This is a genomic window from Dinoroseobacter sp. S375 (assembly GCF_049800775.1).
Taxonomy (GTDB): domain Bacteria; phylum Pseudomonadota; class Alphaproteobacteria; order Rhodobacterales; family Rhodobacteraceae; genus Dinoroseobacter.
On record NZ_JBNAFR010000013.1, the window covers coordinates 21691 to 37469 of the forward strand.

General features: G+C 66.5%; 14 protein-coding genes. 10 read left to right on the forward strand and 4 right to left on the reverse strand.

The features are described from left to right. The first annotated feature begins 53 nt into the window (after positions 1-53). Genes ACP150_RS20090 through ACP150_RS20115 form a run of 6 tightly spaced genes read left to right on the forward strand, consistent with a single transcriptional unit; the run spans position 54 to position 7890 of the window. The gene (locus ACP150_RS20090) at positions 54-2141 is read left to right on the forward strand and encodes a hydantoinase/oxoprolinase family protein (RefSeq protein ID WP_424968484.1); all 2088 of its coding nucleotides are present in this window, start codon (positions 54-56) and stop codon (positions 2139-2141) included. Further along, a complete protein-coding gene (locus tag ACP150_RS20095) occupies positions 2138-3847 on the forward strand; it encodes a hydantoinase B/oxoprolinase family protein (RefSeq protein ID WP_424968485.1) in 1710 nt (569 codons plus the stop codon). The genes ACP150_RS20090 and ACP150_RS20095 overlap by 4 nt, the downstream gene beginning before the upstream one ends. Next, on the forward strand, positions 3844-5070 hold the full coding sequence (locus tag ACP150_RS20100; RefSeq protein ID WP_424968486.1) for an NAD(P)/FAD-dependent oxidoreductase: 1227 nt from the start codon (positions 3844-3846) through the stop codon (positions 5068-5070). The genes ACP150_RS20095 and ACP150_RS20100 overlap by 4 nt, the downstream gene beginning before the upstream one ends. Further along, positions 5070-5843, forward strand: coding sequence for an HpcH/HpaI aldolase family protein (locus ACP150_RS20105; RefSeq protein ID WP_424968487.1), 774 nt, complete (start codon positions 5070-5072; stop codon positions 5841-5843). Before ACP150_RS20100 ends, ACP150_RS20105 begins: the two co-directional genes overlap by 1 nt. Continuing rightward, entirely contained in the window at positions 5840-7054 is a 1215-nt protein-coding gene (locus ACP150_RS20110) for a pyridoxal phosphate-dependent aminotransferase (protein WP_424968488.1), read from the forward strand. Before ACP150_RS20105 ends, ACP150_RS20110 begins: the two co-directional genes overlap by 4 nt. Further along, positions 7051-7890, forward strand: a complete 840-nt coding sequence (locus ACP150_RS20115) for an NAD-dependent epimerase/dehydratase family protein (protein WP_424968489.1) — start codon at positions 7051-7053, stop codon at positions 7888-7890. Before ACP150_RS20110 ends, ACP150_RS20115 begins: the two co-directional genes overlap by 4 nt. Positions 7891-7956: 66 nt before the next feature. Here the strand turns inward: ACP150_RS20115 and ACP150_RS20120 are convergent, their stop codons facing one another. Then, complete coding sequence (locus tag ACP150_RS20120; RefSeq protein ID WP_424968490.1) at positions 7957-8442, reverse strand: flavodoxin family protein; 486 nt, start codon at positions 8440-8442, stop codon at positions 7957-7959. A gap of 198 nt (positions 8443-8640) precedes the next feature. Between ACP150_RS20120 and ACP150_RS20125 the strand changes: the two genes are divergently transcribed. Continuing rightward, a complete protein-coding gene (locus tag ACP150_RS20125; RefSeq protein ID WP_424968491.1) occupies positions 8641-9630 on the forward strand; it encodes an aldo/keto reductase in 990 nt (329 codons plus the stop codon). Between the two features lie 65 nt (positions 9631-9695). On the opposite strand, the gene ACP150_RS20130 is transcribed toward ACP150_RS20125, so the two are convergent. Continuing rightward, positions 9696-11327 (reverse strand): pyridoxamine 5'-phosphate oxidase family protein, encoded by a 1632-nt coding sequence (locus ACP150_RS20130; RefSeq protein WP_424968492.1) that lies wholly within the window; start codon positions 11325-11327, stop codon positions 9696-9698. Positions 11328-11381: 54 nt separating this feature from the next. Then, positions 11382-12008 (reverse strand): glutathione S-transferase family protein, encoded by a 627-nt coding sequence (locus ACP150_RS20135; RefSeq protein WP_424968493.1) that lies wholly within the window; start codon positions 12006-12008, stop codon positions 11382-11384. A 251-nt stretch (positions 12009-12259) separates the two neighbouring features. On the opposite strand from ACP150_RS20135, the gene ACP150_RS20140 reads away from it, so the two are divergent. After that, positions 12260-13156: a LysR family transcriptional regulator gene (locus ACP150_RS20140; RefSeq protein ID WP_424968494.1), complete on the forward strand. Its 897-nt coding sequence runs from the start codon at positions 12260-12262 to the stop codon at positions 13154-13156. A gap of 164 nt (positions 13157-13320) precedes the next feature. Here ACP150_RS20140 and ACP150_RS20145 read toward each other — a convergent pair whose 3' ends face one another. Next, the gene (locus tag ACP150_RS20145; RefSeq protein ID WP_424968495.1) at positions 13321-13932 is read right to left on the reverse strand and encodes a TetR/AcrR family transcriptional regulator; all 612 of its coding nucleotides are present in this window, start codon (positions 13930-13932) and stop codon (positions 13321-13323) included. 187 nt (positions 13933-14119) lie between these two features. On the opposite strand from ACP150_RS20145, the gene ACP150_RS20150 reads away from it, so the two are divergent. Together ACP150_RS20150 and ACP150_RS20155 are read left to right on the forward strand one after the other, a co-directional pair. Continuing rightward, entirely contained in the window at positions 14120-15064 is a 945-nt protein-coding gene (locus ACP150_RS20150; protein WP_424968496.1) for a homocysteine S-methyltransferase family protein, read from the forward strand. A 38-nt stretch (positions 15065-15102) separates the two neighbouring features. Further along, complete coding sequence (locus tag ACP150_RS20155; protein ID WP_424968497.1) at positions 15103-15723, forward strand: hypothetical protein; 621 nt, start codon at positions 15103-15105, stop codon at positions 15721-15723. The last annotated feature ends 56 nt before the right edge of the window (positions 15724-15779 follow it).

Genomic DNA, 15779 nt, shown 5'->3' on the forward strand with positions numbered 1-15779 from the left:
GCTATCTTCCGGTCCCTTCTTCCCATGCAAGACAGGTGCAGGCGGAGGCACGGATGAAGGATCAATCGATCAGGCTGGGCGTCGATATCGGGGGGACCTTCACCGATGTGGTGCTGGAAAAGGCGGGCGTGCCCGTCTCGGTCAAGGTTCTGACCACCTATGCCGCGCCGGAAAATGCGATCATCGACGGAATGCATCAGGTCTGCGCCAAGGCGGGGATCACGCCCTCCCAGATCGAGCAGATCATCCACGGCACCACACTGGCGACCAATGCCCTGATCGAGCGGCGCGGGGCGAAGACCGCGCTGATCACCACCGAGGGGTTTCGCGACGTGATCGAAATGCGAACCGAAAGCCGGTTCGAGCAATATGACCTGAACCTCACCCTGCCGGAGCCGCTCTTGCCGCGTCAGATGCGGTTCACCGTGCCGGGGCGTGTGGATGCCAAGGGGCAGATCCTCGTGGATCTGGACCGCCGGGATGTCGAGGCCGTGGTGGACAAGATCGCCGAGGCGGGCTTCACCTCGGTCGCGGTGGGGCTGATCCATTCCTACCTCAACCCGACCCATGAGCTGCTGGTGCGCGAGGTGCTGGCCGAGCGCCTGCCGGAGGTCGCGGTCTCGATCTCGTCCGAAGTATCCCCGCAGATGCGCGAGTACGAACGGTTCAACACGGTGGTGGCCAACGCCTATATCAAGCCGCTCATGGCCTCCTATCTCGGTCGGCTCGAAGAGCGTCTGCGCGGCGAGGGGGTGCAGTGCCGGATCTTCCTCATGCATTCGGGCGGCGGCATCATCTCGCTCCAGAACGCGGCCGAGTTCCCGGTGCGGCTGGTTGAGAGCGGCCCGGCCGGTGGCGCGGTCTTCGCGGCGCATATCGCGGCGCGCTACGGGCTCGACAAGGTGCTGAGCTTCGATATGGGCGGCACCACGGCCAAGATCTGCCTGATCAAGGACCAGACCCCCAAGACGAGCCGCGTCTTCGAGGTTGCGCGCACCTACCGGTTCAAGAAAGGCTCGGGCATGCCGATCTCGATCCCCGTGATCGACATGGTCGAGATCGGTGCCGGGGGCGGCAGCCTTGCCCATGTGGACGGGATGCGCCAGATCCGGGTCGGCCCTGAAAGTGCCGGGTCCGAGCCCGGCCCGGCCTGCTATGGGCGCGGTGGGACGCGGCCCGGGGTCACGGATGCGGATCTGGTCCTCGGCAAGCTCGATCCGGACAATTTCGCGGGCGGCTCGATTGCCCTGCACCCAGAAAGTTCTCGTACGGCGCTGACGGACCATGTGGGCGATAGTCTGGACATGGACCCGATCGAGGCGGCCTTCGGCGTGGCCGAGGTGGTGGACGAGAACATGGCCAATGCCGCCCGGGTCCATGCGGTGGAGAATGGCGAGGACCTGTCCGAGTATACGATGATCGCCTTTGGCGGTGCGGCCCCGCTCCATGCCGGACGGCTCTGCGAAAAGCTTGGGGTGACGCGCCTTCTGGTCCCGCCCGGCGCCGGGGTGGGCTCGGCCATCGGGTTTCTGCGCGCGCCCTTCAGTTTTGAGGCCAACCGATCCGTCTATATGCGGCTCAGCGATTTCGATCCGGGTCGGATCAAGCAGTTGCTCCTTGATCTGAAAACCGAATCCACCGGGTTTGTCCGCACCTGCGACGCGGTCAGCCCGATCCTCTGCGCGTTCAAGGTCTATATGCGCTACGCGGGTCAGGGTTGGGAAATCCCGATCACGCTGACCGAGGCGCAGGCCATGGCCCCGGAGGCCGCGACCTTCGAGGCCCGGTTCGAAGAGGATTATGCCAAGCTCTTCGGCCGCCCGGTCGCCGGAATGGATATCGAGATCACGGTCTGGTCCGTCAACGCCACCACGCCCCCCGAGACGGTGGCCCCCATCGCGGCGGCGGCGGGTAATGGGCTGGCGCCTGCGGTCGGATCCCGAAGCCTCTTTGACGCGGCCTCCGCGCGCTATCTCGAGGCGCCGGTGATCGACCGCAGCGCCATGGAAACGGGGCAACGCGCCCCGGGACCCGCGGCAATCACCGAGGCAGAGACCACCATCATCATCCCGGCCAGCCGGGAGGCCATCCGCCAGCCCGATGGCTGCATCGATCTTGTGACCAAGGGAGCTGTCCAATGACGCAAGAGCACTCCAGGGTCGCCTATCAGGTCATGTGGAACCGCCTGATCTCGGTTGTCGAGGAACAGGCGCAGGCCCTGATACGCACCGCGTTCTCCACGTCGGTCCGCGAGGCGGGCGATCTCTCGGCGGGGGTGTATGATCCGCATGGCAATATGCTGGCCCAAGCGGTCACCGGGACGCCGGGTCATGTCAATGCCATGGCCGATGCGGTCGCCCATTTCATCCGTCGGATCGGGCGGCAGAACATGTTCGAGGGCGATGTCTACATCACCAATGATCCCTGGGAGGGGACCGGTCACCTCCATGACATCACCATGGTCACCCCCTCCTTCCACAAGGGCGCATTGGTCGGCTTTTTTGCCTGCACGGCGCATATCGTGGATATCGGCGGGCGCGGCTTTGGCGCGGATGCGCAAAGCGTCTACGAGGAAGGGCTCTACATCCCGATCATGAAGTTCGCGGAGCGCGGCAAGGTCGATGAGACCCTTGTCCGCATCATTCGCGGCAATGTCCGCGAGCCCGACCAGCTGATCGGCGATGTCTATGCGCTGGTGACCTGTAACGAGATCGGCCATCGCCGCCTGATCGACATGATGGAGGAATTCGTGCTCGACGATCTCGACGGTATCGCGACCTTCATCCTTGACAATTCCCGTCGCGCCACGCTGGAGGCGATCGCCGCCCTGCCGCAGAAATCCGCCAGCGGCGAGATGACCATGGACGGCTTTGACACGCCGATCACGCTAAAGGTCACGGTCCGCGTCGAGCCGGACCGGATCGTCACCGATTTCACCGGCACCTCCGGGCTGGACCGCAAGGGCATCAACTGCCCGCTGGTCTATACCAAGGCCTATGCCTGCTACGCGCTCAAGGTGGCCATCGCGCCCGAGATCCCGAACAATGCCGCCTCTCTGGCGCCGTTCGAGGTGACCGCGCCCGAAAACTCCATCGTGCATGCGCTCCATCCCGCGCCGGTGGCCCTGCGCCATATCGTCGGCCATTTCGTACCCGACGCGGTCTATGATGCCTTCGACAAGATCGTGCCGGGTCTGGTCCCTGCCGAGGGGGCGGGCTGCCTGTGCAATTTCCAGGTCAGCCTGCGGCCGCGGTCGGATGCGCCCGCCCCGCCCGATGCGCGCCGGTCCGAGGTTCTGACCTTCAATTCCGGCGGATCGGGCGCGCGCCCGGCCCATGACGGGATGAACGCCACCGCCTTTCCCTCGGGGGTGATGACCATGCCCATCGAGGCCACTGAGCATGCAGGCCCGGTCATCATCTGGCGCAAGGAGCTGCGCCCCGATAGCGGCGGCGCGGGCAGGACCCGGGGCGGGCTCGGGCAATATATGGAAGTCGGCGCGCAGGAGGGGCATGAATTCGACATCCAGGCGATGTTCGACCGTGGCCAGCACCCGGCCCGGGGCCGCCGGGGTGGGCAGGACGGGGCGCGCACCACCATCGCGCGCAGCGATGGCGCCAGCATGCATGTGAAGGGCAAGCAATTCGTTCCCCATGGCGCGCGCGTCGTCATGGCCTTCCCGGGGGGCGCCGGCTATGGCGACCCGTCCGAACGGCCCGTGGATCAGGTCAAACGCGACCTCGCACGGGGCTATATTTCCGACAGGATCGCAGCGGAGGACTATGGCCTCTCCGCCGAAGAGATCGCTGCTATTCATCAGGCCGTCGCGAAGGGAGAACCCCTGTGAGCACCCAAACCCCGGCACAGCAAAGCCCTGCGCAAAAGAGCTATGACGTGGTCATCATCGGAGGGGCGATCATGGGCGCCTCCACCGCGTGGTTCCTGTCGGACAATGCCGATTTCGACGGCTCGGTCCTCGTGGTCGAGCGCGACATGACCTACGAGACCTGCTCGACCACCCACACGAATTCCTGCATGCGGCAGCAATTCTCGACCGAGCTGAATGTGCGGATCAGCCAGTTTGCCGCCGATTTCGTCAAGAATATCAGGACCTATATGGGCGGGGACACGCGCGTGCCCGAGCTTGGCATCCGGTCCTTCGGATACATGTATCTCGCCGATACCGAGGCCTTTGCCGATGTCCTGCGCAGCAGCCTGAAGGTCCAGCAGGCTGCCGGGGCCGCAACGCAGCTGATGACGCCGGACGAGATCCGCGCCGCCTATCCGTTCTACAATGTCGAGGACGTGGTGCTCGGCTCGATCAACCTCGTGGATGAGGGCTATTGGGATGGGGCTGCGGTCAATGACTGGTGGCGGCGTCAGAGCCGCGAGCGCGGGGTCGAATGGATCCAGAACGAGGTGGTCGCCATCACCCGCAACGCGGCAGGCACCCGGGTCGAGAGCGTCACGCTCGCCTCGGGCGAGGTGATCGGCTGCGGGCAGGTGGTCAATGCCTCCGGCCCGCGGGCTGCGCGCACCGCCCGCATGGCGGGGATCGATGTGCCGGTCGAGCCGCGCAAGCGCTATTCCTGGGTGTTCAAGGCCGAGCAGCCTCTGGATCGCGACCTGCCCCTGACCATCGACCCCTCGGGCGTGCATGTGCGCGAGAATGGCGGTGGGACCTACCAGTGCGGCGGACATGCCGAGATCGATCCGGCGGTGGCGTATGACGACCACACAATGGATCACAGCCTGTGGGAAAGCCATGTCTGGCCCGTGCTCGCCACCCGCATTCCGCAATTCGAGGCGATCAAGGTTCAAAGCGAATGGGCGGGCCACTACGCCATGAACACCTTCGATCACAACGCCATCATGGGGCCCCATACAGAGCTTGCGAATTTCGTTTTCCTCAACGGCTTCTCCGGCCACGGGTTGCAGCAATCCCCGGCCATGGGGCGTGGCACGGCGGAGTGGCTCACCTATGGCGGCTACCGCGCGCTCGACATGACGCCGTTCCACTTCGAGCGCATCCCGGCAGGTCGCCCGATCATAGAGACGGCGGTGATCTGATGGAGCTTTCCGCCAACCGCTTCACCCGCGCGATTGCAGCGGGGGAGGCGCAGATCGGCCTTTGGATCAGCCTGTGCAGCAATCTCGCCGCCGAGGTCGTCGCGACCGCAGGGTATGACTGGGCGCTGATCGATATGGAGCATAGCGCCAACGACTATTTCAGCGTGCTGAGCCAGTTGCAGGTGTTCGCGGCAAGCCGCACAACCCCGCTGGTGCGCGTCGAATGGAATGATCCCGTGGCGGTCAAGCGCCTGCTCGATCTCGGGGCGCCGGGGCTGCTCTTTCCGATGGTCCAGACCGTGGCGGAGGCCGAGCGCGCCGTTGCCGCCACGCGCTATCCGCCGCGGGGCATGCGCGGTGTCTCGGGGGCGACACGGGCCACGGCCTTTGGCCGGATCCCGGACTATGCGACCCGTATCGAAGACGAGACCACCATCCTGCTGCAGCTCGAAACCCGCGCCGCCATTTCCCGCGCCGAAGAGATTGCGGCAGTGGACGGTGTGTCCGGCATCTTCTTCGGGCCGGCGGACATCGCGGCGGATATCGGCAAGCTGGGCCGCCCCATGGATCCAGAGGTCTGGGCCCTGATCAAACCCGCCGCGCAGAAGCTGATCGCGCGCGGCATGCCCGTGGGCACGCTGGTCATGGACCCGGCCTTTGCCGCCGAACTCTTGAACGAGGGCTTCACCTTTGTCGCTATCGCGACCGATGCGGGCCTGCTGGCCCGGGCGGCGGATGCGGCTCTGGCCCAGACCAAGGGCGCCCTGGCATGAGTTTCGCGGCCGCGCGCCTTGCGGCAGTGAAACCCTCGGCCTCGGCCTGGGTCAGCCAGGCCGCGCGCGAGGCCCGCGCCCGGGGGCAGAACATCATCGATCTCGGTCTCGGCGAGCCGGATTTCGACACGCCGGATCACATCAAGACCGCCGCCCATCAGGCAGCACTGGCGGGCGAGACGAAATACCCGCCGACCCAGGGCACCCACGCCATGCGGCAGGCCGTGGTCGGCAAGCTCGCGCGCGAGAACGGCCTGAGCTACACGCCGGAGGAGGTGATCGTCTCGAACGGTGCGAAGCAGGTTCTGTTCAACGCACTCATGGCCACGCTGGAGCCGGGGGACGAGGTCCTGCTCTGTGCGCCCTATTTCGGGCAATACAAGGATATCGTTCGGCTCCTCGGGGGCAGGCCGGTGCCGATCCCATGCCCGGCAGAGGCCGGGTTTCGTCTGACCCCGGCGCAGCTCGCCGGGGTCATCACCGCCAAGACCCGCTGGCTGCTGTTCAACCAGCCGGGCAATCCGTCCGGTGCGGTCTATTCCGAGGATGAGATCACCGCTCTTGGTGCTGTGTTGCGCGCGCATCCGCGGGTCCTCATCCTGTCGGACGAGATCTATGAACATATCCTCTTTGACGGGCGCGTCTTTCGGTCTTTCGCAGCCCTGTGCCCGTATCTCAAGGACCGGACCCTGACGGTGAACGGGGTCTCCAAGGCCTATGCCATGACCGGGTGGCGCATCGGCTATGGCGCGGGACCGGAGGCACTGATCGCGGCCATGACCAAGGTCCAGAGCCAGATTTCTTCCGGGGCCTGCTCGATCGCGCAGGCTGCGGCGGCCGCTGCGCTGACCGGGCCGCAAGACTGCGTGCGCGCCTTTTGCGCGGCCTTCGCCCGGCGGCGCGACCTGGTTGTGGCCCGTGTTGCAGACATTCCCGGTCTGACACTGAACCCGCCGGGCGGGGCCTTCTACGCGCTGATCGGTTGCGCGGCGCTGATCGGGACCAGATCGCCGGAGGGCGAGACGCTTGCCTCCGACGCGGATGTCACCGCCTATCTGCTGCGCGCAGCCGGGGTCGCCGCCGTGCCCGGCAGCGCCTATGACCTCTCACCGTTTTTCCGCATTTCGACAGCCGCCTCCGACGCGGTGCTGGAGACCGCGCTGGATCGTATCGCGCGGGCTGTCGCTGACCTGAAAGGACTTCGCTCATGAAGAAACTCGTGCTCACCGGTGCTGCCGGGCGTCTCGGCTCCTATCTGCGCGGGCCGCTCGCACAGCTCTGCGAGGAGTTCGTCTCTTCCGATCTGGCCGAGAGCGTGCCGGATCTCGCCCCGAACGAGACCTATGTGCGGGCAGATATCACCGATCTCGACGCCATGGTCGCGCTGCTGGAGGGGGCGGACATGGTCGTCCATTTCGGCGCTGTAGGGGACGAGGCCCCGATGGAGGTGCTCTGGGGGCCGAATTTCTACGGCGCCTACACGGTCTGGGAGGCCGCCGCGCGCAACAAGCTGCGCCGGGTGGTCTATGCGTCCTCGATCCATGCGGTGGGCATGCACAGGAAAACCGATTTCATCGGCATCGATGCCCCCCACAAGCCCGACACGTTCTACGGGCTCGCCAAGTGCTTTGCCGAGGATCTCGCCTCGCTCTACTGGGACAAGCGCGGTCTCGAGGCGGTCTGCATGCGGATCCTGTCCTGCGCGCAGGTCTCCAACAGCCGGGCGGTGGGCAGCTGGCTGAGCTATGACGACCTCGTCCATCTGGTCGAGCGGGCGATCTCGACGCCGATCACCGGGTTCAGCATCGTCTATGGAGTGTCCAATAACGACCGCGCCCCGGTGGACAATGCCAAGGCGCAGCATCTGGGCTACCGACCCAAGGACAATGCCGAGCAGTTCGCCGAGGCGATCTATGCGCAGGACGGCCCGCTCGACCCCCATGACCCGGCCAATACCCACCATGGCGGGCCCTTCGCCGCGGTGGAGCTGGGCAATAGCGGCGTCGCACATCTCAACCTGAACGCGGAGGATACAGCGAAAGGCTGAGCGCATGACCAAGCCGCCGAACTCCCGGTTGCGGGGCACCGGCGTCGCGCAGACCCGTCACGCCAGTCAGAAGACCCCCATGCTGAGCCCGGCCCCGAGGGCGGCCCCAAGGTCGCGGCAGCGCGACAGGTCTGTTTCGGGGATGGTCTTGGCGGCGAGGATGGCCTCGGGCGTCTGGGCATGGGTGCAGATGATCAGCGGCTCCTGCACTTGCCGCAACCGCCAGCCCTGGGCGACGCGCGCGGTCTGGCGCGCTGCGCCCGCGCCGTCGGATCCGGCACAGATCATCTGCGCATAGGGCCGGCCCTCGATCTGACCCAACACCGGGTAATAGCAGCGGTCAAAGAAATCCTTCATCACCCCCGACAGCGCGGCGAGGTTCTCGGGCGCGCAGAAGATGTATCCGTCCGCCCTCAGCAGGTCCTCGGGGCCGGCCTCCGCCGCCGGGATCAGGGCGGTCGCGATCTCGGCGCGCGCGCCCTGTTCGGCAGCCTCGGCCATCTGCCGACTGCCGCCCGTGCGGGAGTGATAGACGATCAGGATCCGGGCCATGGCACCTGTGTAGGTTGCCCGCCCTTGGCCCGCAACGCCCAAGGGGGCAGGCGATTGGCTGCCGCGCGCGACAGGGCAGGGGGGGGGCGCCGCCCGGACTGCGCCTCATAGCGTCCCGTTTCGCCATCTCTGGCCATATACGGGCCCGGCTCCGGGCGTATAGGCTGGGCGCATGTCAGGATCTGGGAGGACAGGGACATGGAAACGCGGGAAGTCGGGCAAACGGGCCTTCGGATCGATACGCTGGGGCTGGGCGGCGCGCCGCTCGGCGGGAATTTCGTGGACCTGACGGATGATGACGCCAAGGCTCTGGTCCAAACCGCTCAGGCGGCGGGGATGCGGTACTTTGATACCGCGCCCTGGTATGGGTTCGGACGCTCGGAGCGGGTGATGGGCGATGTCCTGCGCGGCACCGATTACGTGCTGTCGGACAAGGTCGGCCGGCTTTTGAAACCCGGTGGCGTTGCGGACCCGATGGCGTTCGGGATGGTCGATCCGCTGCCTTTCCACGTGATCTATGATTACAGCTATGACGGCATCATGCGGGCGTTCGAGGACAACCTGCAGCGTCTGGGCCTCGACCGCATCGACATCCTGCTGGTCCATGACATCGGCACCATGACCCATGGCGCCGAGAATGCTCGCCACTTCGAGGATCTGACCCGGGGCGGGTATCGCGCGCTCGACACTCTGCGTGCCTCGGGCGCGGTCACGGCCATCGGGATCGGGGTGAATGAAAACGCTGCCTGCATGGACGCGCTGCAGATCGGGTCGTGGGATGTGTTCCTGTTGGCGGGCCGCTACACCCTGCTGGAACAGACCGCGTTGGACACGCTCTTTCCGGCCTGCGCGGCGGCGGGGACGACGATCATCTGCGGCGGGCCGTTCAACTCCGGCATTCTCGCCGGGCGCGACACCTGGAACTACGCCAAGGCGCCCCCCGAGATCATCGCGAAGGCGCGCAAGCTGTCTGAGGAGGCAGACGCGTTTGGCACCCCTCTCGCGGCGGCGGCGCTGCAGTTCCCGCTGGGCCATCCCCTTGTCACCTCGGTCATCCCCGGGCCCCGTGACGTGGCCGAGCTGCGGCAGATCCTCGACTGGGTCGAGACCCCCATCCCCGCCGCGTTCTGGGACAGCCTGCGCGCCAAGGGGCTGCTGGCGGAGGGCGCGCCGGTGCCCGGCCCTTAGGGCGAGTGATTGCGTAAGGGCGGTGCGCCTGATCCGCCCGCGCGTGTCCGGCGCGGGGCGGCGGGTCAGCTCGCCGGGCCGAAGCTTTCCGTGTGGATATGCGTCAGGGGAACGCCAGCAACCTCCAGCCCGTGACGCAGGTCTGCGACAAAGCCCGTCGGCCCGCAGAGCATGTACTGCGCCTCCGGCCCCAGCGCGAGATCGCCAAGGGTCTGTGCGGTGATCCGCCCCGCGATGTCATAGTCGCGCCCCCGCTGGTCCCCGGCCCGTGGGCGGCTGAAATGGGTTTGCATCTGCGCCGCCCCATGGGTGCGGGCGAGAGTCCTGAGCTCTGCGCCATGGGCGTGATGGGCCCCGTCCCGCGCGCCATGGAGGAACCAGACAGGCCGCTGCGGGCTCTGCGCGGCCAACTCGTGAAGCATGGAAAGCATCGGCGTCAGCCCGATCCCGGCGCTGACCAGAACCACCGGGCCGGACCCGTCCGGCAGCAAAAACCCGCCCGCGGGACTGCGCGCCCGCAACCGGTCGCCGATCCGCGTCACATCATGCAGATGCCGGGAGGCGACGCCCTGCGCCTCGCGCTTGATGCTCAGACGGTAGGTCCCGGTCCCCGGCGCGCCGGAGAGCGAATAGGTCCGCCGGACGGGCCCGCGCTGTCCGGGGATGTCCAGCTCTATCGGCAGGTATTGCCCGGCCCGAAAACCGGGCAGTCGCGCGCCATCTTGGGCGGCCAGCTGGAAGGAGGTGATGCCCTCGGCCTCCTGCCGCGTGTCGATCACGACCAGCTCCCGCAGATCCGCGTCATCCGCCTGCCACCGCAAGGACAGGGCGCCGGGCCGCTCCAGCACGGCCTCGACATGGATATCGATCATGCGCAGCGCGTTCGGATCGCCGCTGTCGCGCGCGTCCCAGTCGATGCTGGCGCGCCCGGACAGATGCAACAGGCCGCCGGTTTCGAAATCCACGAAGACAAGTCCAATGGCCGGGTTTTCGAGCAGATTGCCGATGGTGTTGAAGAAATTGTTGCCCGCATAATCCGGGATCCGCAGATGTCGATCGCCGATCACCTGCACGAAGCCCGGCGCGCCGCCGCGGTGGGAGGCGTCGAACCCGTTGGACGGGTGCGTGCCCGCGCGGCTCTGCCCCGTGCCGATAAAGAGCGTATCCGCAGCGCGGATCCGGGCGATCTGTTCGGGGCTCAGGTCCGAGCTGGCGCGGGCCGGGGAGGCCGCGCGCGGCGCGACCCGGTGCCAGATCCGCTCAGAGATATATTGCGGGCAATTGCCGAAGCTCTGCCGCACGTCGATGGCAAATCCCGCCCCGCGGCGGCGCGCCACCCCGCTCAGGCGGTTGCGCCGCCGTGTGGCCAGCTCGATCCCCAGAAGACCGACCTCCCCGCCCTGCGCGATGCGTTCGGCCAGCGGATCCTGCGGGTCCGGGCGGGCATCGACGGTCAGCGTTGCGGGATCCGGCGAGCCTATGAAGCCATCGGGACCGTCGAGCAGGGTCACCCAATGGCGTCCGGCCCCATCGTCACCGGCGAGCACGAGAAAGGGCAGATCCGCAAAGAAGCTGCGATGCTGCGCCGGCATGAACGGGCGTATGAAGCCCGCCACGCGCTCGGCAAGGCCCGTCACACCGGCGCGGGTCTGGGCGCTGTGCTCTCCGGGATGAAAGGGGGTGGTCGCAAGCGCCATGGGGTGTCCTTTCTTCGCTGAGGGCGGCCCGCGCCGGGCCGCCGCCGGGGGGTGTCAGGCCGCGCTCGGGATCGGTGATCTGGCCATGGGGATGAACCCCGGCAGTGCCTCGATCCGGCCGATCCAGGCGACGATACTGGGATAGCCTGCCAGCGACACGCCCCCCTCCGGCGCGTGGGCCACGTAGCTATAGGCCGCGATATCCGCGAGGGTCGGGCGCTGGGCTGCCAGAAACGGCTGACGCCCGAGCACGGCGTCCATCACGGCAAAGAGCTTGTGCGCCTTCGCCATCGCCGCCTCTCGATCCAGAGGCGCGCCGAACACGTTGGCCAGACGGGCCGCTGCCGGTCCCGAGGCGATCTCGCCCGCGGCAATCGACAGCCAGCGCTGGATTTCGGCCTTTTCTACCGGGGTCGACCCGCTCCATGTTGCAGCATCGCCATAGCGGTGAACGAGATAGGTCAGGATCGCGTTGGAATCCGACAGGATCGTGCCATTGTCGTCGATCGCGGGGACCTGCCCGAGGGGGCTAAGTTTCAGGTAGTCCGGCGCCTTGTGCGCACCGTTCATCATGTCGAGATCGATGGTCTCATAGGCGACGCCCAGCAGGGCCATCATCAACTCGACCCGGTGGCAGTGGCCGGATTTCGGGTTGCGGTAAAGTTTCACGGGATCGGTCATCGGAACTGTCCTTTCGTCCTGAACCAGGCATGGGGCGTGCTGCGCCGTGCCGGGGGCACAGCGTGTGTGGGGTCCTCCGGTCGCGCTTGGGGCACTCCCGGAGGGGGCCGCCTTCCTGCGTCGCGGCGGTGTCTTGGAGGTGTGAATGAGGCTGTTCTGGCCTCTGCGCTGAAACTAGATTGATCTGATTGGCAAATGAATATGAGAATTTCAAAATAGATTATTTCGCCAGGTGATGGTAATGGCCCGCCATGGACCGCCTTCAAAGTCTCGAAGTCTTTATCGCAGTCGCCGAAGCCGAGAGCTTCGCCGGGGGCGCGCGCAGCCTTGGGCTCAGCGCGCCGTCGGCCACCCGCGGGGTCAACGCGCTTGAGGAGAGGTTGGGCGCGCGGCTCTTTTCGCGCACCACGCGGAAGGTGCGCCTGACCGAGCTGGGCAAGGCCTATCTCGAGGATGCGCGCCACGTCCTGGCGCAGCTGCAGGCCGCCGATGATGCGGCGGCTGGCGCGGCCCTCACCCCGGTGGGTACGCTGCGGATCACCTGCTCGAACGAGTTTGGCCGGATCTATGTGGCGCCCGTGCTGACCGAGTTTCTTGACACCTATCCGGATGTCAGTGCGCAGGTCCTGATGGTCGACCGGATCGTGAACATGATCGAAGAAGGGTTCGACGTGGCGGTCCGCATCGGGCCTTTGCCGTCCTCTGGGCTCTCGGCGGTGCGGGTGGGCAGCGTGCGGCGCGTGGTCTGCGGATCGCCCGACTATCTCGCCCGCCATGGTGTGCCCCGCAGCCCGGCGGATCTCGCCGCGCATCAGATCGCCGCCGCCGCGCCGGTCACGCCGGTCAGCGAATGGCGTTTTGGCACCCGGACCCCGCAGACGGTGCGCGTACGCCCCCGGCTCACGGTCAGCAGTGCCGCCGCGGCCATCGCCATCGCGCGGGAGGGGTGGGGCCTGACCCGGGTGCTGTCCTATCAGATCGGGCCGGACCTGCAGGCGGGAACCCTGCAGACCGTGCTCGAGGCGTTCGAGCCCGAGCCGTTGCCCATTCATCTCGTGCATCTCGAGGGGCGCCGCGCCCCGGCCAAGATCCGCAGCTTTGTCGATTTCGCCAAGGCGCGTTTGCGGGGGATCTCAGTCTTGAACTGACGCAGGGGCGCTGTCCCGATACGGCACCCGCAAACCATGTGCAGCGGGGATGCGATCCAGCGCGACCGCGCAGATCCTGTCCCCTTCCGGCGTTTCCCATCGCGGCCCGGTCGCCCGATGGCCGGGACGTCCCGGCGCGAAAAGCCGGGGATCGCCCGGCGATGCTAGGTCGGGGCGAAGAGAAGTTTCAGATAGGTGCGGAACAACATGATCTGCTCAGAGGCATTGTTGTGTTCCCGCAAGGCGCGCTGCAGCACAAGACCACCCTCGACCACGCCTGACACCATATCCCCAAGCGCATCCATGTTCACCGGCTCGCGCGGGGTATAGACCTCGGCAATCTCCTCGAACATTCCCCGGAACCGTTTGCGCCAGCCCAGAATGGCCTGCCGGTTGAGGTCGCGCACGCCCGCATCAAACAGCCGGTCCTGATAGGCGGTCGAGGCGATCACGCAGCCCGGATGCCCCGTGGGCATCTCCGCGAGCATCTCCGCCAACAGTTTCAGCCCGATCAGCATGCAGTGCAGCGGATCGTCATTCAGCTCGCGCGCCCGGGCGAAAAGATCGTCATAGAGCGCGTTCTCGACCTCGATATAGCGTTCGAGCATGGCGCGGGCCAAAGCGTTCTTGTCCTTGAAATGGTAAAAGAACCCCCCGCGCGAAATTCCGGCCCCGGCGACGATCTCGTCGATGGAGGTGGCCTCGAACCCTTTTTCGAGCACGGCGGCCTCGGCGATGTCGAGGATTCTGCTCCGTGTATCGGTTTTCTGATCCATCCTTCGATCCTGACTGTACTGCGAGTCCAGTTGACGGCCCGCGCGCGCAAATGCGGGGCGGATGCGGGTCGCTGAGCTACTGAAATTACAACGAAAATTCGTTTCAGGCAACCGGACCACGCGGCAACTATCTGTCAGAGCCGGTCCCGGGCTAGTCCTGCCGCATCAACGGAGAAGGATAGCAGTCATGCGAATTCAACAACTTACCGAGGCGCGCCGCTTCTTCCTGTCGGATGGCGGGCTGGAAACCTACATGATCTTCGACAAGGGCTATGAGCTGCCCTGTTTCTCGGCGGCGGTGCTGCTGGACACGGCCCAGGGGCGCGCTGACCTGACCGCGTATTTCGAGCGCTTCATCGGGATCGCCAAGGCAGCCGGGCGCGGGTTCATCCTCGACGCTCCGACCTGGCGGGCGGGCACGGCCTGGGCCGGGCCGCTGGGCCAGAGCCTTGGGCAGGTGATGGAGACGAATGCGCGGGCGGTCGCCTTTGTCTCGGCCCTGCGCGCGGCCCATGAGACCGATAGTTGCCCGATCCTGATCAACGGGCTCGTGGGGCCCGCGGGGGATGCTTATGCGCCCGATACGCAGATCGCGCGTCAGGACGCGCTGCTTATCCATGCACCGCAGATCCATGCGCTGGGCAAGGCGGGTGTCGATCTGATCAGCGCCATGACCCTCACCCATGCGGACGAGGCGATTGGCATCGCGCAGGTGGCAGGCGAGATCGACATCCCCGTCGTGATCGCCTTCACCCTCGAAACCGACGGGCAGCTGCCCTCGGGCCAGCCCTTGGGTGAGGCCATCGCCGAGGTCGACGCGTCCAGCGGGACCCGGCCGCTTTACTACATGATCAACTGTGCGCATCCCGACCATTTTCGCCATGTGCTCGACCCGCGCGCGGACTGGATCGGGCGGATCGGCGGGCTGCGCGCAAACGCATCGCGCCTGAGCCATGCTGAGCTTGATGCCGCCGAGACGCTGGATGACGGCGATCCGGTGGAGCTGGGCCAGCTCAGCGCCGCCTTGGCCGCGCGGTTGCCTCATCTCCGCGTGATCGGGGGCTGCTGCGGCACGGATCATCGCCATCTGGGCTGCATCGCCGGGCATGACCCGGCCCGGAGCGCCGCCTGAAACCCCAACCCAATATCATGATCAGAAAGGACATTCCCATGATGAAGACCCTATTCACCGCCGCTGCCCTCACCCTCGCGCTGGGCAGCATCGCGCAGGCCGAGGCCCTCAGGGCCTTTGACGTGGCCGAGGATCACACGCGCATCTTCATGGCCGACGCGCCCCTGCACGAAAATGGCATGCCCGCCCATGGCAACGCCTTCATCAGCCAGGGCTATATCTATCCCGCCGGAACGCTGGAGGCAGAGACGGCTGGCGTGCTGCCCGATGGTCGCCCGGCCTTCCCGGATCTGGTGCTCGGCCAGTGGACCTGCGACGGATACTTCGTGGGCGAGGGGGCCAATGCCACGAGCGGCGTGTGGATCATCAGCCGACAGGTCTTTGCCTTCGAAGGGGGCGAGACCATCGTGACCCAGGGCACCGAGATCGTCGATACGGGTGTTGAAAACCTGCGCCCGATCACCGGCGCGACCGGGACCGTTGCCGCAGGAGCGGCAGGCATGGTGCAAACGCTCCTGGGGTTCAGCGAGCAGATGACCGTGAACATCACCTTTCGGATCGCCGATGCGGGATGGGATGACGCCGCCGCGCCCGCCGGAGCATCGACCGAGATCCATGAGGCGCTCTACAGACCCGTCTCGCAGGACGCAGTGGACTAGCACACCGCCCTGCCAAACGGACCCGCCCCGCACTGGGGCGGGTCCGTCCCGGCAGG